This window comes from Haloarcula vallismortis ATCC 29715, from assembly GCF_000337775.1.
In the GTDB taxonomy this organism is placed as follows: domain Archaea; phylum Halobacteriota; class Halobacteria; order Halobacteriales; family Haloarculaceae; genus Haloarcula; species Haloarcula vallismortis.
Window position 1 is genome coordinate 67,423 of record NZ_AOLQ01000012.1, and the last position, 17,995, is coordinate 85,417.

At 62.5% G+C, this 17,995-nt stretch carries 20 protein-coding genes; 6 read left to right on the top strand and 14 right to left on the bottom strand.

The genetic code is table 11. The features are described from left to right. Window positions 1–23: 23 nt before the first annotated feature. Window positions 24–830, bottom strand: a complete 807-nt coding sequence (locus tag C437_RS04310; protein WP_004515663.1) for a halocyanin domain-containing protein — start codon at window positions 828–830, stop codon at window positions 24–26. A 317-nt stretch (window positions 831–1,147) separates the two neighbouring features. Here C437_RS04310 and C437_RS04315 point away from each other — a divergent pair, with 317 nt between their 5' ends. Next, window positions 1,148–1,510 (top strand): winged helix-turn-helix domain-containing protein, encoded by a 363-nt coding sequence (locus C437_RS04315; RefSeq protein WP_004515664.1) that lies wholly within the window; start codon window positions 1,148–1,150, stop codon window positions 1,508–1,510. Continuing rightward, the gene (locus tag C437_RS04320; RefSeq protein WP_004515665.1) at window positions 1,507–1,809 is read left to right on the top strand and encodes a DUF7521 family protein; all 303 of its coding nucleotides are present in this window, start codon (window positions 1,507–1,509) and stop codon (window positions 1,807–1,809) included. The genes C437_RS04315 and C437_RS04320 overlap by 4 nt, the downstream gene beginning before the upstream one ends. 23 nt (window positions 1,810–1,832) lie before the next feature. Here C437_RS04320 and C437_RS04325 read toward each other — a convergent pair whose 3' ends face one another. Then, window positions 1,833–2,408, bottom strand: coding sequence for a halocyanin domain-containing protein (locus C437_RS04325; RefSeq protein WP_004515666.1), 576 nt, complete (start codon window positions 2,406–2,408; stop codon window positions 1,833–1,835). A gap of 170 nt (window positions 2,409–2,578) precedes the next feature. Between C437_RS04325 and C437_RS04330 the strand changes: the two genes are divergently transcribed. After that, on the top strand, window positions 2,579–4,105 hold the full coding sequence (locus tag C437_RS04330; RefSeq protein WP_004515667.1) for a cryptochrome/photolyase family protein: 1,527 nt from the start codon (window positions 2,579–2,581) through the stop codon (window positions 4,103–4,105). 32 nt (window positions 4,106–4,137) lie between these two features. Here C437_RS04330 and C437_RS04335 read toward each other — a convergent pair whose 3' ends face one another. The 3 genes from C437_RS04335 to C437_RS04345 form a co-directional block, all read right to left on the bottom strand. Next, window positions 4,138–5,892: an ABC1 kinase family protein gene (locus C437_RS04335; protein WP_049919599.1), complete on the bottom strand. Its 1,755-nt coding sequence runs from the start codon at window positions 5,890–5,892 to the stop codon at window positions 4,138–4,140. A gap of 52 nt (window positions 5,893–5,944) precedes the next feature. After that, window positions 5,945–8,551 (bottom strand): heavy metal translocating P-type ATPase, encoded by a 2,607-nt coding sequence (locus tag C437_RS04340; protein WP_004515669.1) that lies wholly within the window; start codon window positions 8,549–8,551, stop codon window positions 5,945–5,947. A gap of 128 nt (window positions 8,552–8,679) precedes the next feature. Further along, on the bottom strand, window positions 8,680–9,270 hold the full coding sequence (locus tag C437_RS04345; RefSeq protein WP_004515670.1) for a winged helix-turn-helix transcriptional regulator: 591 nt from the start codon (window positions 9,268–9,270) through the stop codon (window positions 8,680–8,682). Between the two features lie 152 nt (window positions 9,271–9,422). Between C437_RS04345 and C437_RS04350 the strand changes: the two genes are divergently transcribed. The 3 genes from C437_RS04350 to C437_RS04360 are packed head-to-tail and all read left to right on the top strand — an operon-like array spanning window position 9,423 to window position 12,282. Next, on the top strand, window positions 9,423–10,508 hold the full coding sequence (locus C437_RS04350) for a metal ABC transporter substrate-binding protein (protein ID WP_004515671.1): 1,086 nt from the start codon (window positions 9,423–9,425) through the stop codon (window positions 10,506–10,508). 8 nt (window positions 10,509–10,516) lie between these two features. Then, a complete protein-coding gene (locus tag C437_RS04355; protein WP_049919605.1) occupies window positions 10,517–11,314 on the top strand; it encodes a metal ABC transporter ATP-binding protein in 798 nt (265 codons plus the stop codon). Further along, on the top strand, window positions 11,311–12,282 hold the full coding sequence (locus tag C437_RS04360) for a metal ABC transporter permease (RefSeq protein WP_004515673.1): 972 nt from the start codon (window positions 11,311–11,313) through the stop codon (window positions 12,280–12,282). Before C437_RS04355 ends, C437_RS04360 begins: the two co-directional genes overlap by 4 nt. Window positions 12,283–12,328: 46 nt before the next feature. Here the strand turns inward: C437_RS04360 and C437_RS04365 are convergent, their stop codons facing one another. From C437_RS04365 to C437_RS04395, 9 genes are all read right to left on the bottom strand, one after another. Further along, window positions 12,329–13,036 (bottom strand): TMEM165/GDT1 family protein, encoded by a 708-nt coding sequence (locus tag C437_RS04365; protein ID WP_004515674.1) that lies wholly within the window; start codon window positions 13,034–13,036, stop codon window positions 12,329–12,331. Next, complete coding sequence (locus C437_RS04370; RefSeq protein WP_049919600.1) at window positions 13,033–13,725, bottom strand: metal-dependent transcriptional regulator; 693 nt, start codon at window positions 13,723–13,725, stop codon at window positions 13,033–13,035. Before C437_RS04370 ends, C437_RS04365 begins: the two co-directional genes overlap by 4 nt. Before the next feature lie 82 nt (window positions 13,726–13,807). After that, window positions 13,808–13,957 (bottom strand): hypothetical protein, encoded by a 150-nt coding sequence (locus C437_RS20470; RefSeq protein ID WP_004515676.1) that lies wholly within the window; start codon window positions 13,955–13,957, stop codon window positions 13,808–13,810. 127 nt (window positions 13,958–14,084) lie between these two features. Continuing rightward, window positions 14,085–14,333 carry an MTH865 family protein gene (locus tag C437_RS04375; RefSeq protein WP_004515677.1) on the bottom strand — a complete coding sequence of 83 codons (249 nt, stop codon included), beginning with the start codon at window positions 14,331–14,333 and terminating at the stop codon, window positions 14,085–14,087. Window positions 14,334–14,492: 159 nt separating this feature from the next. Continuing rightward, a complete protein-coding gene (locus tag C437_RS20315) occupies window positions 14,493–14,663 on the bottom strand; it encodes a hypothetical protein (protein WP_004515678.1) in 171 nt (56 codons plus the stop codon). Window positions 14,664–14,665: 2 nt separating this feature from the next. Then, a complete protein-coding gene (locus C437_RS04380; protein ID WP_049919606.1) occupies window positions 14,666–14,890 on the bottom strand; it encodes a zinc ribbon domain-containing protein in 225 nt (74 codons plus the stop codon). Between the two features lie 226 nt (window positions 14,891–15,116). Continuing rightward, entirely contained in the window at window positions 15,117–15,707 is a 591-nt protein-coding gene (locus C437_RS04385) for a DJ-1/PfpI family protein (RefSeq protein WP_004515680.1), read from the bottom strand. A 66-nt stretch (window positions 15,708–15,773) separates the two neighbouring features. Continuing rightward, the gene (locus tag C437_RS04390; protein ID WP_004515681.1) at window positions 15,774–16,568 is read right to left on the bottom strand and encodes an HAD-IIA family hydrolase; all 795 of its coding nucleotides are present in this window, start codon (window positions 16,566–16,568) and stop codon (window positions 15,774–15,776) included. Between the two features lie 36 nt (window positions 16,569–16,604). Continuing rightward, window positions 16,605–17,990, bottom strand: a complete 1,386-nt coding sequence (locus C437_RS04395) for a response regulator (RefSeq protein WP_004515682.1) — start codon at window positions 17,988–17,990, stop codon at window positions 16,605–16,607. Between the last annotated feature and the right edge of the window lie 5 nt (window positions 17,991–17,995).

A 17,995-nucleotide genomic window follows, 5' to 3' on the forward strand; every position in this document is an offset into this window, starting at 1 on the left:
AGCTCCGACGCTAGCTCAGATTGCTATTCGACGACGACTGCGCCTCTCATCCCCAGTCCCTCGTGTGGTTTACACGAGTACAGGTACGTCCCGGTTGCCTCGAATGTGTGCTCGTAGGCGCTCCCCTCGTCAGCGACGAGTTCCGAGTCGAGCGGGCCATTGTCTTTCGAGACGATGTTGTGCGGGCCACCGTCGCCGGTCCAGTCCCAGCGGACGGTCGTCTCAGTCGAGATTTTCAGTGCAGGCGGGTCGAAGGCAAACTGCCCACCGTTGCCGTCTGCACCGGCTGTAACAGTTGCAGTGTCAGTGTCGGTGCGGTCGGCAATGGTGCCGTCGAAGTTACTTGACTCAACAAGCCACTCGTCGAGTTCTGTGTTGCCTGAAGACGGCGGCTCCTTCACAATAATCGCACCCTTCATACCATCGTCGCGGTGCGGTTCGGAGACGTAGCGGTACTCGCCGGTCTCCTCGAAGAAGTAGTGATACATCGTCCCGGACTGAGCGTTCGTCCGGCCGCTGTCGAAGGTGCCGTCGAGCGCGACGACGTTCTGCTGGCCGCCGTGGCCCGTCCAGTCCCACCGAACGTTCGTCATCGGCGGAACTTCGATGACCGGTGGGCTGAACGCCAGTCCATCGTCTGTCTCCTCGCCAAGCATAATTGTTGGTCGGGACTGCGGTCCGTATCTGCGGAGCTCGCCGTCGTACCCGTTAGCGTCCTCAAGCCAGTCGTCGAGGGACTCGGGTGTCGATTCAGGCGTTGCAGTTTCAGTCGCTGTAGGGGTTTCGGTGCCGGTTTCCGCCGCTGGTTCCGAACTGCTCCCCGAGGACACGCACCCGGCGGTAACGGCGAGGGCTGCTAAGCCTGTGCCTGTGAGAAACTGTCTGCGAGTGGAGGGCCGTTGCATAGCAAGCTAGTCGTTGTCCTGCGATGATAGAAAAGGGGGTGTGCCCTTTCCAGATTCTGGAAACGAACAGTCACCCTTTATCTGAGGGTCTTTTATATTTCCGACACTGGCCGGAAACCGCTACCGGGGTACCGCAGGACACTGGGGTCGACGTATCCCACAGGATTCAGGTCGCTGCCCCGTCATATCGGAATCGAACCGTCCGCAGAACCACTTCCGCCCGTACCCTGAGAGGTCCCGCCGTGGCACACAACGACGTGAGCGAGACACAGGCGCTGTTCGACGCCCTCGCCGACCCTGACTGTCGCTACATACTCAGGGTGCTCGACGAGCCGTTGCCAGCCAAGGAGGTTGCCTCTGTCTGTGATCTACCCCAGACAAGCACCTACCGGAAGCTCGAACAGTTGAGCGAGGCCGAGCTCGTCGCCGAGGAAACAGATGTGCGTGCCGACGGCCATCACGCGACGGCGTACGTCCGAGATTGTGATGGCGTGTTCGTCGGCATCGACCCTGACGGTACGTTCGAGGTCGACGTTCTGCCGGCCGAGGAGCAGCCAAGCGATAGGCTCGCCCTCCTGTGGTCACGTGTTAGCGAGGAACTATGAACGGAGATATCCCACTCATCGTTATCGGATTCAAGACTGTAACAGTGCTACTCGGTGGGCTCATCACCTACTTCGCTGTTCGTGCAGCATTAAAAACGCGGGCAACCGGGCTCACGTATCTCGCCGTCGGATTCGGGACGATTACTGTCGGATCGTTGGTCGCCGGCGTCGCGGACCAACTGTTCGATTTACCGACCGATGTTGCACTCATCTTCGAGAACGCGCTCACGGCGGTCGGATTCGTCATCATCGCGTACTCGCTGTACGTTACCAGTCGCTCTGCGCTGGTAACACGATAAAAACCCGATTGCGACAAGTCGCGTTATTCGACGACGACTGCGCCGACCATCCCGAGCGCCTTGTGCGGGACGCAGTTGTAGAGGTAGGTGCCGGCTTCTTCGAACGTGTATTCGTAGGTGGTGCCTTCCTCTGCAACAGCCGAGCCCGAGTCGAGCGGGCCGTCGCCCTCGGACTTGACGTTGTGGCCGGCTCCCTGGCCGGTCCATTCCCAGACGACCGTCGTTCCGGTCGAGACTTTTATTGCGGGCGGGTCAAAGGCGAACGCGCCGCCGTTTCCTTCGGCCCCGACTGCAACGGAAACCTCGTCCTGATCCGTCATCACGACCGTGTTCCCGTCGAAATTAGACGACTCGCCGACGTAGTCCGCAACCTCGCTCGACGCTTCGACGGTTTCCATCCCACCGCTGCTCTCGGTGTCCATCTCCTCGGCTTCAGTGGTCGCCATCTCCTCGGTTTCGGCGGCTTCCGTTTCGTCGCTGCCACCGTCGCCGCCACTACCGCCATCGCCGCCGGACCCGCCACAGCCAGCGAGGAGTCCAGCGCCTGATACGGCTGCCGTCGCGCGGATGAACGTCCGTCTATCGAGGTCGTCTGTCATACACTTAAAGTTGTGACTGTGCACGTATAAGCGAGTCGTTTCTGTCGTTTGTAAAGAGACAATAATTGAGGTTTTCATCGTCCCGCTATCCCGGAATACCAACACAGTTCGGACGGGGATTGATGCTGATACAGGCCCACAGGAAGACCAATGGGAGTGTCTGTTTGTCGATGACTGTCTGGCTTCGCGGAGACCACCTCGTCCGGCGGTCCGGTCCTGTCGCTCGACGGCCTGACGAACCAGTGCTTCTGATAGAATCCGAGTCGTTCGCTCGCAAGCTACCGTACCACCCACACAAACTGATTCTGCTGTTCAGCGCGATGCGGCATTTCCGCGACGAACTCCGGGACGCCGGCCGAACGGTGCACTACCAGCAAACAGCGACCTTCGAGGCTGGACTGGCAGCACATTTCGAAGCCAACCCTGACGACACGCTCGTAACCCCCCGACCACAGACCGAGCCCGCACAGGCGCGGCTCAAATCGCTGGCGGCCGATGCCGGCGGAACAGTAGAGTTCGTCGCCGACGAACGGTTCCTCTGTTCCCCCGCCCAGTTCGACGACTGGTGCAGTGACGGTCGCTACCGCCACGAAGACTTCTATCGATTCATGCGCCAGGAGACCGGCTACCTGATGGACGAGGGCGACCCCATCGGCGGCGAGTGGAACTACGACGATCAGAACCGGGAGACACCACCCGATGGGTGGACGCCGCCGGAGTCACCGCGCTTCGAGCCGGACGCCGTAACCGAGGACGTAATCGAGTGGGTCGAAGAAACGTTTGAGGGTAGCTACGATGAGCGACCGTACGGCGGCGACTGGGCCGACCCCGAACCGTTCCGCTGGCCCGTTACTCGTCGACAGGCCGTCCGCGCCTTGGACCACTTCGTTACGGACCGACTAACCGAGTTCGGACCGTATCAGGACGCGATGGTGGCGGGAGAGTGGGCGATGAGCCATAGCCTGCTTTCCACGTCGCTCAATCTCGGCCTGCTGGGTCCGGCGGAGGTCATCGAGCGCGCGATTGCGGCCTACGAGGACGGCGACGCGCCCCTGAACAGCGTCGAGGGGTTCGTCCGGCAAGTGCTCGGTTGGCGTGAGTTCCTCCGGCATGTCTACCGCCGGGAGATGCCGGACTTGGCCGAGGCAAACCAGCTTGGCGCGAGCGAGGCCCTGCCGGATTTCTACTGGGACGGCGACACCGACATGGCCTGCCTCTCCGACGTGGTCGACGGGGTCCGGAAACGAGGCTATTCACACCACATCGAGCGGCTGATGGTGCTTGCCAATTTTGGGCTCATCTACGGCGTCGAACCGGCCCAGCTCAACCGGTGGTTCCACGCCGGCTACGTCGACGCCTTCCACTGGGTGACGACCCCGAACGTCGTCGAGATGGGACTCTACGGCGCGGGCGTGTTCGCCACCAAGCCCTACGCCTCATCGGCGAACTACGTTGACAAGATGAGCGATTACTGTTCGGGTTGTCAATACTACAAGACGAAGACCACCGGCGACGGTGCCTGTCCGTTCAACGCGCTGTACTGGGACTTCCTCGACCGCAACGAGGAGACGCTCCGGTCGAACCACCGGATGGGGCTGATGTACAGCCACGTCGACAACAAAAGCGACGAGGAACTCACGGAGATCCGCGAGCGGGCCGCAGAAATCCGGGACATGGCGGCCGAGGGCGAACTCTAAGCGGTGCTGTGTCGTTGAGAACAGCGGCTTGACTACTCTTCTCTCTCTGCAGTGTCAGTCGCCTGCCGCTGTTGCATCTCGTGGCGGGTGAACTGCGGGGTCGACAGCGCCGGTCCGCGCCGCCGGCGGAACGACCACGCGAGAACGCCGACCACCGCCGCGCTCCCGCCCAGTGCGAGGGCTGCAGGCTGAAGCCCGCTCACAGTGTAGAGGTAGGCACTCACCGGCACGCCGGCACTGGCAACGATACCAAGCAGGAGCCGCTTCGCGAGCACTCGGCTCAGTCCGTCGGAGTCTTCGAGGACGGTCTTGACAAGCAGTTCTTCGCGTTCGACTCTGTCGAGGGCGTCCTCTAGCTTCGGCGCTGTCCGGACAGCCGACCGAGTCGATCCCGTCACCGCGTCCTCTATCTCTGCTTTCACTCGCTCCCTGACATCGTCTCCGGCCCCCTGCTCCATGACGTACTCCGAGATGATCTGGATAAAGTCGAATTCGGGGTCGAGCGTCCGACAGACGCCTTCGAGCACCGTCGTCACGCGGACCACCAGTGCCAGGTCCTGTGGGAGGCGCATCGGAAACTCGTACAGTTGCGTCTCGAACTGCCCGACCAGTTGCTCGATACGGTACTCGCTGATGTCCTCGCCCCGGAACTGCTCGATGACGATGTCGAAGGCCTCCCGCATCACGTCACGGTCGGCCATCGGGTCCAGTGCCCCCATCTCGACAAAGGCGTCCATCACGCGGTCCACGTCGTCTGTCGCCAGTCCGACGTAGAACTCAAGCAACTGGTCCTGCGTCCGGGGACCGAGGTAGCCGGTCATCCCGAAATCGTAGAAGACGAGCGTCCCGTCGGGCTGGACCGCCAGATTACCGGGATGGGGGTCGGCGTGAAAGAGGCCGTCCTCGACGATCATCTGGATGTACACTTCCTCCAGCCGGCGGACGAGCGACGGCCTATCGATGCCGAGTTCGTCCAGCCGCTCCACGTCGTCGATCTTCACGCCGTCGAGGTACGTCATCGTCAGCACGCGGTCCGTCGAGTGGCTCCCGACGACGTCCGGAATGGCGATGTCGTCGTCGTTTGCGAAGTTGTCGCCGATTTCCCGGAGCATCCGCGCTTCGTGGCCGTAGTCCATCTCCCGGCGGACCGTCGCCGCGAACTCTTCAGTGAGATTTTCGAGCGTAAACGCCTGGCCGGGGTCCGCGCCGTACGTGAGCACCGGCAGCAACGTCGATAGCACGCGCAGGTCCGACTCGACACGTGTCCTGATGTCTGGACGGAGGACCTTTACCGCGACCCGCTGGCCGTCGACCTGCGCTTCGTACACCTGCCCGAGCGAGGCCCCGGATATCGCCGTCGTGTCGAACTCCTCGAACAGCGCGTCGATGTCGTCGTCCAGCTCCCGTTCGATGACAGGCTCGATGGTCGCCCACGCGTCCGGTGGGACGTTGTCCTGTAGTTCCGAGAGCACGTCGACGTAGGCCCGCGGCAGCGCGTCGGGCCGGGTCGAGAGCATCTGTCCGAGTTTAATGAACGCGGGGCCAAGGTCGACAAACGTGTCCTTCAGGTAGCGAGCGCGCCGCATCCGTGTCTCAGGGGTCACCGACCGGGACCGACCGAACAGAAGGAACCGCTTGCGGTCCCGGCCCCACTGCCAGAGCAGCGGGACGAACTGCCAGACGATGACGAGCGCGCGCCAGAGCGCACGGAGCCGAACGCCGACACCGCCCGGCTGTGACACTGTCTGCCCCATCGGCTCGTCGGCGACACGCTCCTCAGCAGTCACTGTTCGCACGTGGGACCCGGCGACAAATGAGTCTGCTGGAGACGGTTCCCGCTCAGCGACGAAGGAAACCGAACAGCCGGTACTCCGAATCTGGTTTGTACCGGCGGAAGGCGAGGCTGTTTGCGAGCACCGACACGGACGAGGCGGCCATCGCGGCGGCGGCGAGCACCGGCTGGAGGAGTCCTAACGAGGCTAGCGGAATCATCACGGTGTTGTATCCGAGCGCCCAGAACAGGTTCTGTTTTATTTTCTGGAGCGTGGCCTCGGAGACCCGGATGGCCTTCACCACGTCGGCGGGGTCGTCCCGGAGCAACGTCACGTCCCCGGCCTCGATTGCCACGTCGGTCCCCGAGCCGATGGCACAGCCGACGCTCGCGGCCGCCAGCGCGGGCGCGTCGTTGACCCCGTCGCCGACCATCATCGCCTGGTCGCCGTTGCTCTGGAGTTCGTCGACGGCGTCGGCCTTGTCCTCGGGGAGTACGTCGGCCATCACGTTATCGGGGTCGATACCGACCTCCTCGGCGACAGCACGAGCCGTTCGCTCGTTGTCGCCGGTAATGAGCCAGACGCCCAGTCCACGCTCGCGCAGGCCACTAACGGCGGCCTTCGCAGACTCTTTGACCGTGTCGGCGTCGGCGACGATGCCGATGAGACGGTAATCCGGGTCGCTGCTCTCGTTGGCCCCGTCAGCCAGTGCGACTAGCATCGCCGTCTTGCCCTCACGTTCGAGCGCGTCCATCCGCTCCTCTGCCGGCTTGGTGTCGACGCCGGCCTCGGACAGCAGTTTCCGGTTGCCGACGAGGACGCGACCGTGGCGCGTCGTCGCTTTCACCCCCTGGCCAGGGACGTTCTCGAATTCGTCGGGGTCCTCCACTTCGATACCGCGTTCGCGTGCGCCCTCAACGATGGCCTCGGCCAGTGGGTGCTCGCTGGCGTGTTCGGCGCTTGCAGCAACTTCGAGGACGAACGCCTCGGTCCGTCCGGTCTCTGGCTTGAGCGTCCCGCCGTCCGCAGCGGGACCGATGACCTCGACATCTGTGAGTTCCATCTCGCCTTTCGTCAGGGTCCCCGTCTTGTCGAAGACGACGGTGTCAACCTCGTGGACGCGTTCGAGCACGTCGCCGCCTTTGAACAGGACGCCGTTGCGCGCGCCAATAGCCGTCCCGACCATCGTCGCGGCGGGCGTCGCCAGTCCCAGCGCGCAGGGACAGGCGATGAGCACGGCGGAGGCGAACACGACGACGGCGAACTCTGAGATACCGACGGCCGCCGGGCCGCCCGCAGCCAGCCCCCACAGCGGGAGCGCGTCGACGACGGCGGCCAGCGTCTCCGGCGCGACCGCCCACAGCACCGCCCAGAGGACGGCGTTGGCGATGACTGCCGGGACGAAGTACGCTGAGATGCGGTCGGCGACGTTCTGGATGTCGGGCTGTCGAGACTGAGCCTGCCGGACCCGTTCGGCGATCTGCTGGATAGCGGTCTCCGAGCCGACCTTCGTCGCTTCAATTTCGAGGACACCGTTCTGGTTCACCGTCGAGCCGATGACCTCGTCGCCCGCGCCTTTCTCGACCGGGACGGACTCGCCGGTCACCATCGATTCGTCGACGGCTGAATCGCCGTCCACGACGACGCCGTCTGTCGGAATCTTCTCGCCGGGTCGGACTTTCAGCCGGTCGCCGACCCCCACCTCGTCGATGGGAACCTCTTCCTCGCTGCCGTCGTCACGGACGACCGTCGCCGTGTCGGCCTCCATCTCCAGCAGTTGCTGGATGGCGGCCCCGGCCTGGCTCTTCGAGCGGGCTTCGAGGTAGTTCCCGAGCGTGATGAACACGAGAATCAGCGCGGCCGTGTCGAAGTACAGCCCCGTGCTCGCGATGAGGCCGGCCAGCGCGGCCACCGAATAGACGTACGCCGTCGAGGAACCAAGCGCGATGAGCACGTCCATGTTGGCCCGGCCGTTGTTGACCAGCGCTTTGTAGGAGTTCTCGTAGAAGGGCTTGCCAAGCAAAATCTGGACCGGTGTCGCCAGCGCGAACGCGACCCAGCCCTGTGGCACTCCCAGAATCGTCTCGCCGACGAGGCCGAGCGAGAACAGGTGGTCCGCCATGAACAGCAGGAGCGGGGCAGAGAACACCGCTCCGAATAGCGTGAGCCGGAGCTGTCTGCGCGTTTCCTCGTTACGTGCGGCGGCGCGGCGGTCAGCGCCGGACTGTTCGCCGCCGGTGCCGTCACCGTCATTGCCCCGGACGGGCGTGTAGCCGGCGGCCTCAATAGCGTCGTCGAGGTCCGAACGCGACACGTCGGCCGGGTTGTACGTGACCTGTGCTTCGTCGGTAGCGTAGTTCACGCTGGCTTCGATGACGCCTGCGGTCCCTTCCAGCGCCTCCTCGTTAGTGGCCGCACAGTTCGCACACGACATGTCGGTGATGCCGATAGTCACTGTCTCAGTCGCTACGCCGTAGCCGGCGTCCTCGACGGCAGTGATAATGTCGGCCAGTGATACCACAGCAGGGTCGTACTCGACACTCCCCTCGTCGGTGGCGTAATTCGCGTCGACGGACGTAACCCCGTCCAGCTCGCCCACCGACTCTTCGATGGTGCCCGCGCAGTTGGCACAGCTCATCCCCGTCAGTTCGAGCCGAGTGGTCCGGTTGCTCATCTTGTCTTATTGTACGCCCCCCATATTCATGCGGTTTGTCCCTTTGATTCGAAGGTCAGATTCGGCTGTGGATTTTAGAATTAAAGTCAAGCCGGCGAGAAGATACCATTCTGAACTTCAGATTGCATTCAGGCCCCGTCTTTCAGCGACTCGTACTGGTCGACGAACCGCTCGGCACAGGAGCCACAGCAGAAGTAGTACCGCTCACCGTCGAGCGTGCGCTGTTCGCCTTCCTCGTCGACGCTATTGCCACACTCCGCACAGTCAGGTGCGAACTCCGCTTCCCCCAACCCAGCGGTCCACTCGCTGTCCGCGATCATTTGGACCTCGTAACGGTCCACATCCCCGAGGTCGACGTGTTCGGCGAGGAGTTCGCTGGCATCGGACTGGGAGACGTTCGCTACCAGTACTACTCGGCCGCCGGCGGTTCGATAGACCCGCTCGACGGCATCTGCGTCGCTGACCTCTGCAGCGATGTCGGCGGCTTGACCCGGCTTCGCACTGACATCGATCAGGACTGGCACGCCGGCCTGTAGCAGTGAGCGGTCGACATCGACGGTAAACCCCTGTATCAGTCCCATCTCGACAAGCCTGTCGACGCGGTCGGAGACTGCAGGGGCCGAGAGATCCACTCGCTCCGCGATGTCGCTGTAGGGCCGCCTGGCGTCTTCGAGTAGCAGTCTGAGGATTTCGTGGTCTGTGTCGTCGAGTCCGGGCATATCGGACCAACTTCCAGCGCCGGTTTATGTGTTGTGCACACCCGCGTCTGTGCCACAGAGTGGGTTTCAGGCACGAGGGGGCTTTGATTAGACTAGTCTAATTCTATTATTAGATGGAAACTGTTATATTCTTCTCCGATAGCAAGCCACACATGGCAAGTAACCAACCCTGTGACGATCGGCCGTATGGCGTTACCCGCAGGCAAGCACTCTGTGCCGGAGCGGGAGCCTTTGCGGCCAGCTTCGCCGGCTGTCTGACCGGCGGCGGGAGAGAAGCGGCATCGACTAGCAGCGGCGGGACGGACGGCGCGGACGGGCCGGTCGCAGTCGCCTCGTTCTTCAGTTTCTACGACTTCGCCCGCAAGGTCGCACGCGGGACGTCGATAACGGTCAAGAACCTCATCCCAACCGGACTGCACGGCCACGGCTGGGAACCAGACGCCGGAATCACGCGAGATATCATCGACGCGGACGCGTTCATCCACGTCGGCCCGGACTTCCAGCCCTGGGCCGACCGCGCGATTCAGACGCTCAAAGACGACAACGTCGATACCGAACTCATCAACGTCCGCGAGGGCATCGAACTCGAATCGCTCGCGGCGAGCCTCGACCGCGACGAAGAGGGCGTCGGACAGGACAGGGCCAGCGACCCGCATTTCTGGCTTGACCCCAAGCGCGCGAAACAGTCGGTCGACAACATCACAGAGGGGCTGGTCGCGCTCGCACCCGACGCCGAAGACACGCTCCGAGACAACGCCGAGGCGTACAACTCGGACGTTCTCGACCGCATCGACGCGGACTACGCCGATATTTTCGACCGGGCCGACAGGAACGTGGTCCAGCTCGCGGCGCACAACGCATTCCAGTACATCGGAACGCGCTACGGCGTTGAGATGCGTCCGCTCGTGGTTAACCTCGCTGCCAGCGGGGACGTGAAGCCCTCTGACATCACTGAGGCGAAAGCGGTCATCGATGACAACGATATCCGGTACATCGGAGCCGGTGTCTTCGAGACGCGCAAGCCCGCCAAGCAGCTACTCGCCGAAACATCGGTCGAAGCCTACTATCCGGTGACGCCGTATGCTGGCGTCCGCGAGGAGTGGGTGGAAAACAGCTGGGGGTACGAGGAAATCGCCTACCGTGTGAATATGCCGACGTTCGAGGTCGTTCTGGGCAACACAGCACCTGAAGACGCGGGCCCCGACGGCTGGAGCGAGGACTGGCGGAATTTTGAATGAAACCGACAATGCGCTCACACCACCGAGACGATACCGACGAAGCGACGACCGAATCGAACGAAAGCAGGCCATCAGTCGTCGACCTCACAGACGTGTCGTTCGGGTACACGTCTACGCCTGTCGTTGAAGACATCACTGTCAGCATCGACGCCGGAGAGTACGTCGCCGTTGTCGGCCCCAACGGGTCCGGCAAGTCAACGCTCATGCAGTTGTTGCTCGGCCTGCTGGAGCCTGATAGCGGGACTGCAAAGCTGTTCGGCGTCGACGCGACGGCGTTCGACGACGGAGCCAGAGTCGGCTACGTCGCACAGCGCGCCGGGACGAGTCGGGAGATGCCCATTACGGTCCGCGAAGTGGTGAAGATGGGCCGGTTTCCACACGTCGGGTTCGGGCGTCTTTCCGCAGCCGACTGGCGTATCGTCGACAGGGCTATCGACACAGTCGGGATGTCGGCCTTTGCCGACCGGCGAATCACCCAACTCTCTGGCGGGCAGCGCCAGCGTGCGTTTATCGCCCGGGCACTCGCGGGTGAGGCTGACCTGCTCGTGCTGGACGAACCGACCGTCGGCGTGGACACCGAATCGGTCGACGCCTTCTACGGACTGCTCGAATCGCTCCACGTCGACGGCATCACCGTCCTGCTTATCGAACACGATCTGCAGGCCGTCATCGAACACGCAGAGCGCGTCATCTGTCTGAACCAGGAGATCTACTTTGACGGGCCATCAGCGGAATTCACGGACAGTGCGGCACTAGCCAGAGCGTTCGGGACGGGTACGCGGTTGCTGACCGGAGGCAACGGATGACGCTCGCGTTTGCCGGCGGCGTGTATGAGGCGTTCGTTCCGATCCTCGAAGTGTGGTACTGGCTCCTGACACTGCTTTACCACCTGACCGGACTGGAGCTTATCAACCCCGAGTACACGTTCATGTATCGGGCGATACTGGTCGGGCTGTGTGTCGGCGTCATCGCGCCGCTAATCGGGACCTTTCTCGTCCACCGTCAGCTCGCGCTCATCGGGGATGCACTCGCCCACACGGCCTTCGCCGGCGTCGCCGTCGGGCTGTTTCTCAACGCCGTTCTCGAACTGAGCGTTTCGCCGTATCTCACCGCTGTCGTCGTGGCCGTTATCGCGGCGTTGCTCATCGAACTCATCTCCGAGGCGACAGACGCCTACAACGACGTGTCGATGGCGATTGTCCTCTCGACGGGGTTCGCCCTAGGGACGGTCCTCATCAGCCTCAACGCCGGCGGGTTGGCCGTCGGTATCAATCAGTACCTCTTCGGTAACCTCTCGACGGTGTCCGCCGAGAACGCGGTCATCATGCTCGGGCTGTTCAGCATCATCGTCGCGACGGTCGCGCTGACCCGCAACCAGTTGCTGTACGTCACGTTCGACGAGACCGCCGCCGCCGTCTCTGGACTCCCGGTCGCCTGGTACAACCGGATTATGGTGATGCTGACGGCGCTCGTCGTCGTCGGTGCGATGCAAATAATGGGCGTCATCCTCGTCGCGGCCATGCTGGTCGTCCCGGTCGCCGGCGCGACACAGGTGTCCCGAAGCTTCTCTGAATCACTGCTGGTCTCGATTGTGTTGGCTGAACTCGCTGTTTTGCTCGGTATCGGTATCTCGTACTACGTCGGTGCGACAGCCGGCGGCGTCATCGTTCTCGTCGCAGTGGGGATTTACGCCCTCTCGGTCCTTGCCGGGAACGTCCGGCAGACCGGCGCTCCGGATGAAACGCGAGAACTCGAAAGCATCAGTCAGGACTGAGAGCACCCACTAGTAGGGCCATATCCAAGTGACAACACTGCCCGCCTCAGACGCCCATCTGCGCCGCGATGGACGAGACCATGGTTTCCCACAGCGAGAACCCCATCGTCACGCTCAGAGCGAAATCCGCGGCGAAAAACAGGAACAGTCCTGCGCCGACGAAGTGCGCTTTCCGCAGGTCGAAACGGTGGGTGAACCGGTGGAAAAACAGTGCGTTGACGAGGCTCACCGGAATGATGGCGAGCATCTCCCCAGTCCAGATAGCGCTGGCGTGGGCGCTGTACTGAGCGGCGAGCGTGATCGTAATGAGCTGGGTCTTATCGCCGAACTCACCGAAGGCCATCATCGCGAAGATGGGCAGGAAGCCGCCGAGCTTGTTCGGAACCTGCCGGTCGACGACGGGGACACGCACGTCCAACTGGCCCCCATCGGTGGTGAAGCCGGATGCAGGTTCCTGTTGCTCTGAATCGGCCGCCGGGGCGCTACGGAGCAGCAGTATCGCGAACAGCAGGAACATCCCGGCGGTGAGGCTTTCGAGAACGATGTCAGGCAGTGCCGACGTAATCGCTGAGCCGAACCAGATCTCAAGCGCCGTCCAGCCGGCGAAGGCCGTCCCCGCGGCGCTGACGACGAGGAACGGATTGAACCGCGTCGACAGGCCAGCAATGATGAACTGGACTTTCTCGCCGGGGAGGACCGCAAGCTGCGCACCGGCTGCTATCGCGACCACTGTCAGCCACGTCGCGTCGCTCACGCCTGGCTCACTCCGTCTTCGCCCTGCGTGTCCGGTGCGCGGACCTGAATCGCGTCGGCGATATGGTCCGGGAGCGACACGGACGACCCACTCTCTAGCTGGACCGTCACCATCCCGATGGGCGCGACTTCCTCGACGGTCAACACGGTTCCCGGTGTGATACCGGCATCGGAGAGATACGTGAGTTCGTCGGGGTCGCGGTCACGGACCCGTGCGACTTCGAGTTGTCCCCCTTCGCTGTGCTCTGACAGCGCCGTCGCGGACTCGTCGTCGATGGGGTCGAGCGAGTCGCTGGGAATCGGGTCCCCGTGGGGGTCGAACTCCGGCTCGTCGAGAACAGCCGCGACCCGGGACTCGAACTCCTCGCTGATGTGGTGTTCGAGTACCTCCGCTTCCTCGTGGACCTCGGCCCAGTCGTAGCCCAGTTGCTCGGTGAGAAACGTCTCAAGCAAGCGGTGGTGGCGGATGATTTCTAGGGCTACCGTCTCGCCTTCCGGTGTCGTCCGCACGCCCTTGTACTTCTCGCGTTCGACCAGCCCGCGGTCGGCCAGCTTCTCGACCATACTGGTGACCGTCGGTGCGGTAACGTCCAGCATCTCGGCGATAGTAGACGGAGCAATCGGCGGGTCGCCGTCCCGCTCGAGGCGATAGATGGCCTTCAGATAATCCTCCATCTTGGCACTCAGCATACACCAAATTAGACGAATCTAACCCAAAAGATTGGCGGTTCCAACAAATTCGCGCGTACCGGACACGTCCGGACGATTGCTGTCACTCGTCGGCAGCGTACGTTTCTCGCCGGTTCCGGGTCAGGAGCCACAGGAACAGATAGCCGATGGCACCCAGAACGAACAGCGTCGCGGGGATGAGAAACGGTCCAAAGGTTCGAACGAGCGTCTCGATCCCCGGCAAACCGACCATACCCAGAATAGGGGCGTTGCCCTGATAAACCTCAAGGGTATGCGGAGACAGCTCCCGACTCGCTCGTCCGGAAATCTCACGAGTTGTGGCGCGAGACCGGTACAGCGGTCGGGGTCAGTGTAGCCGATTAGATGAGGTCCTGATCTTCCAGCGAGGCCATGACGTCGTCGACGAAGTCGTCGACGCTCTCGTACGGGAACTCCCCGTTGAGCTTCGTGTTCAGTTCCATCGCTGTCATCGAGAAGTCACCGGACTCGAACTTCGTCGACGGGCCGCCCGGAAGTGCCGGAACGAGGTCCATCGGGCTGGAAATCGGGTAGTCTGCTTCCTCGAACGCATCGACGAACTGTGATCGAAGGTCTTCTTTGTCAACCATGGTCGGACGTTGTGCGAGTGTTATGATAAAAGGTTCGACATCGGTACACTCTCCCATTGTTTGGAGTTTATTCGGAGGTTGCACCGCTCTGGACCCTCGTAGTGCTGTCTCAATGTATGAACGCCACACCCCTACCGTGACGAGACAGCCCCGGGCTACTCACCGCACTCGGCCTTCGTCGTTCGTATCGCGGCGGGCAAGCCGTTCGGCAGTCTCACGGTCCGTCTCGACGCGCTGGTCGTGTTCGCTTCGGACCAGCGCGTACAGGGCCAGCGGTGCGGCCAGCGCAAGCACCACGGCTACGAGGAACAGCCCGGTCATGGCGGCCATCGTCAGCCGAGGAAGATGTCTGCCAGATCGCTCCCGCCGGACCCGGTGTCCCGGTACAGTTCCGAGTAGCCGCAGTTTGTACACGTGACCACCTGAAACTGGTTTGTCTGGATGTCGAACATCTTCGAGAGACCGCCGCCGGTGGTCGAGATACTACCCACGTCAGTGCCGGTGTGGCCGCACTTCGGACAACCGCGGTCGTCAGTGGAGCGCGTGTCGGAGGGCATTGCACACGACTGTTCGCTCCCCAGCATAACAAATCTGGTGCCACTGTGACACGTACGCGGCTTCCGTTAGTGCTCGCAGTTAGTTACTGGCAGCTGTTATCTCTCAGCGTCGTCGAAAACGAGGCGGGCGAACGTAATGGTGCACTATGCCAGTTCCCACCCGCCTCAACGGAGGGAAACGGGCACGTTATTTGGCTGTTATGAATTCGTCTAAACGTGTATTGTCTCAGTCGTCGGCCGGAATCGGGTCACCGTGGGACACTTCGTCGCCGAGCAGGGCCATGAACTGCGCGAGCCACTCGGGGTGGTCGGGCCAGGCCTGACCGGTGACGAGGTTCCCGTCGGTGACTACCTCGTCAACCCACGAGCAGCCGGCGGCCTCGCACTCGGCGCGACAGGCCGGGTACGACGTCATCTCGTAACCGTCCAGTACGTCGGCGGCGGCGAGAATCTGCGGGCCGTGACACAGTGCCGCCACGGGCTTGTCTTCCTCGAAGAAGTGCCGTACCGCGTCCAATACCTCGTCGTACGTTCGGAGATACTCGGGGGCGCGACCGCCGGGCACACACAGCGCGTCGTAGTCGCCGGGATTCACATCGGCCATCGTCGCGTTCAGGACGAAGTCGTGGCCGCGGGACTCCATGTAGGTCTGGTCGCCGCGGAAGTCGTGTATCGCTGTCTTGATGGTCTCTTCAGCCGCTTTGTCGGGACACACCGCGTCGACCTTGTGGCCGACCATCTGGAGCGCCTGGAACGGCACCATTATCTCGTAGTCTTCGCCGAAATCGCCGACGATCATGAGGATGTCTTTGCCCATTGGAAACACCACTGAGCGCTACGGTCGCCGTCGAAATAAAGTCGCAGGTGAATTACCAGTTCCGTGTCACTCGTCGAGCGATGCCAGCACTTCGTCGATGTCCGCCAGCGAATCGATGACGTAGTCGGGCGTCACGGCACTCTGTTCAAGCGACCGCTCGTTTGACACGCCGGTCCGGACGAGAACGGTCGTCATTCCGTTCCGCTCGCCCATCGCGATGTCTGTCTCCAGCCGGTCGCCGACGATGAGGCAATCCGCCGGCGCACAGTTTAGCCGCTCTAGCGCCGCCTGAACAGCAATCTCTGATGGCTTTCCGAGTATCCGGTCCGGGTCCCGCTCGATGACGCCGGCAACGGCGTTAATTATCGCCCCGGAGCCGGGAACCGGGTCGCCGTTCTCGCCGGGGAACGTCCGGTCCGGGTCAGTCCCGAGGAAGACGGTGTCGTCATCGACGGCCCGGAGCGCGTCGACCATGTCGTTGTAGTGGAAGCTGTCCGTCCAGGAGGCCAGTAACACGTCGGTCTCGGCAGCGGTCTCGGTGAGCCGTGCCTCTGTCCCCATGACCATGCTGTGGAGCGGTTCGCTCCCGATGACGAACACGTCGTCACCCGCATGGGACTCGTTGAGGTACTCGCGGGTGACGACGCCGGAGGAACAGGCCTCACCCTCACGGGCGTCAACGCCCATTCCCTGTAACCGCTCGACGTACTCGTTCCCGTCGTGGATCGGGTTGTTCGAAAAAAAGCAGATTCCCATGCCCCGCTCCCTGAACACGTCGACCGCCGAGGCCGCGCCCGGCAATAGCGTGTCTCCGTGGTACACCGTTCCATCCAGGTCGATGATAGCCCCTGCAACTGTCATTGCCACTATTCGGGCCCCGGCAGTGAAAAGTCCGTCTCAGTCGTGCAGTTCGACGCCTGTCACTTCAAACCGCGCCCCGCCGCTGTCACTCTCGGTCAGTGATACTTCCCAGCCGTGGGCCTCAGCGACCTGTTCGACGATGGCCAGACCGAACCCGGTGCCGTCCGTCGTCGAAGAGTAGCCCATCTCGAACACGTCCTCAGCGTCGCCTTTGACACCCTCGCCGTTGTCTGCGATGTAGAAACCGTTGTCTGACTCCAGCAGGCCGACCTCGATTTCCACGTCGCCGTCGTTGTGTTCGATGGCGTTCCGGAACAGGTTCGCCAGCAGGTCCTGTACACGACCGCTGTCGGCGTTGAGTTCCGTGCTTGAATCGACCGACATGGATGCCTGCTCAGCCTCGATCCAGGTCCACGCAGTCGACGCCAGCGTCGACAGCTCTGTCTCCTGTGGGTCACTGACCGTCTGGCCTTGCCGCGCCAGCGTGAGCACATCCTCGATGATACAGCCCATCCGGTCCAGCGACCGGTCGATCTTGGCGACCAGTTCGGCTTCCTCGCTATCGGCGGGCTCTTCGAGCAGGTCGACCGCGCCATGCGCGACGTTTAGCGGGTTCCGCAGGTCATGACTGACGACGCTGGCGAACTCTTCGAGTCGCTCGTTCTGGCGTTCCAGTTCGCGCTGGCGTTCGACACGCTCCGTGATGTCGCGTGAGACCAACTGAAAGGTATCTGCCTTGCGGTGGCTGTCAACGGGGATGTACTGGTTATGATAATGTCGTCCCCCAACGGCGTCCTCGGAGCGTGTCGCAGTCCCATTTTCGACTGCGCTCTTTCCGGCTTCGAGACGCTGGCTGGCCGCCTCGCTGTCCATCACCTCGCTCAGTTGCTGTCCGACAAGCGTGTCCGGCTCGGCACTCAGTCTGCGTGCCATCGAGGGGTTCGCTGAGAGGATGGTCCCGTCAGTCGTCAGGTGGACGATACCGTCCGGTGAGTCCGACACGAGCGATTCGAACTTCTTGCGGGTCCGCTCCTGGGAAACGCCGTTCTCGATTCGGTTCGCCAGCCGACCGTACTGCTTGTCTTCGACAACTTCGAGTTTGAGGAGGTAGTCGGCGACGCCTGCCGCGATAGCCGCGCTCGCCGTCTCTTCGTCCCCGCGCCCGGTCAGCAAAATGAACGGGATAGACGGGTTCGTCTCTCTGATCGCCTCGAGCAGTTCTAGCCCATCCATTTCAGGCATTTCGTAGTCACTGACGACGCAATCAAACCCGCCCCCGTCAAGTCGTTCCAGCGCTTCCATAGCGCTGTTTGCAGCAACGGACTCGATGCCGTGTTGTTGCGTGAGCGTATCGGCGGTCATCTCCGCGAAAAAATCGCTATCGTCAACAACAAGGGTTCGTATATTGGTTTCAGCTGTCATATGGG

Coding starts and splice junctions, on each gene's coding strand:
- C437_RS04320 (WP_004515665.1), top strand. CDS start 1,507: ATGAACGGAGATATCCCACTCATCGTTATCGGATTCAAGACTGTAACA.
- C437_RS04325 (WP_004515666.1), bottom strand. CDS start 2,408: ATGACAGACGACCTCGATAGACGGACGTTCATCCGCGCGACGGCAGCC.
- C437_RS04330 (WP_004515667.1), top strand. CDS start 2,579: ATGACTGTCTGGCTTCGCGGAGACCACCTCGTCCGGCGGTCCGGTCCT.
- C437_RS04340 (WP_004515669.1), bottom strand. CDS start 8,551: ATGAGCAACCGGACCACTCGGCTCGAACTGACGGGGATGAGCTGTGCC.
- C437_RS04345 (WP_004515670.1), bottom strand. CDS start 9,270: ATGCCCGGACTCGACGACACAGACCACGAAATCCTCAGACTGCTACTC.
- C437_RS04350 (WP_004515671.1), top strand. CDS start 9,423: ATGGCAAGTAACCAACCCTGTGACGATCGGCCGTATGGCGTTACCCGC.
- C437_RS04355 (WP_049919605.1), top strand. CDS start 10,517: ATGCGCTCACACCACCGAGACGATACCGACGAAGCGACGACCGAATCG.
- C437_RS04360 (WP_004515673.1), top strand. CDS start 11,311: ATGACGCTCGCGTTTGCCGGCGGCGTGTATGAGGCGTTCGTTCCGATC.
- C437_RS04370 (WP_049919600.1), bottom strand. CDS start 13,725: ATGCTGAGTGCCAAGATGGAGGATTATCTGAAGGCCATCTATCGCCTC.
- C437_RS20470 (WP_004515676.1), bottom strand. CDS start 13,957: ATGGTCGGTTTGCCGGGGATCGAGACGCTCGTTCGAACCTTTGGACCG.
- C437_RS04375 (WP_004515677.1), bottom strand. CDS start 14,333: ATGGTTGACAAAGAAGACCTTCGATCACAGTTCGTCGATGCGTTCGAG.
- C437_RS20315 (WP_004515678.1), bottom strand. CDS start 14,663: ATGGCCGCCATGACCGGGCTGTTCCTCGTAGCCGTGGTGCTTGCGCTG.
- C437_RS04380 (WP_049919606.1), bottom strand. CDS start 14,890: ATGCCCTCCGACACGCGCTCCACTGACGACCGCGGTTGTCCGAAGTGC.
- C437_RS04385 (WP_004515680.1), bottom strand. CDS start 15,707: ATGGGCAAAGACATCCTCATGATCGTCGGCGATTTCGGCGAAGACTAC.
- C437_RS04390 (WP_004515681.1), bottom strand. CDS start 16,568: ATGACAGTTGCAGGGGCTATCATCGACCTGGATGGAACGGTGTACCAC.
- C437_RS04395 (WP_004515682.1), bottom strand. CDS start 17,990: ATGACAGCTGAAACCAATATACGAACCCTTGTTGTTGACGATAGCGAT.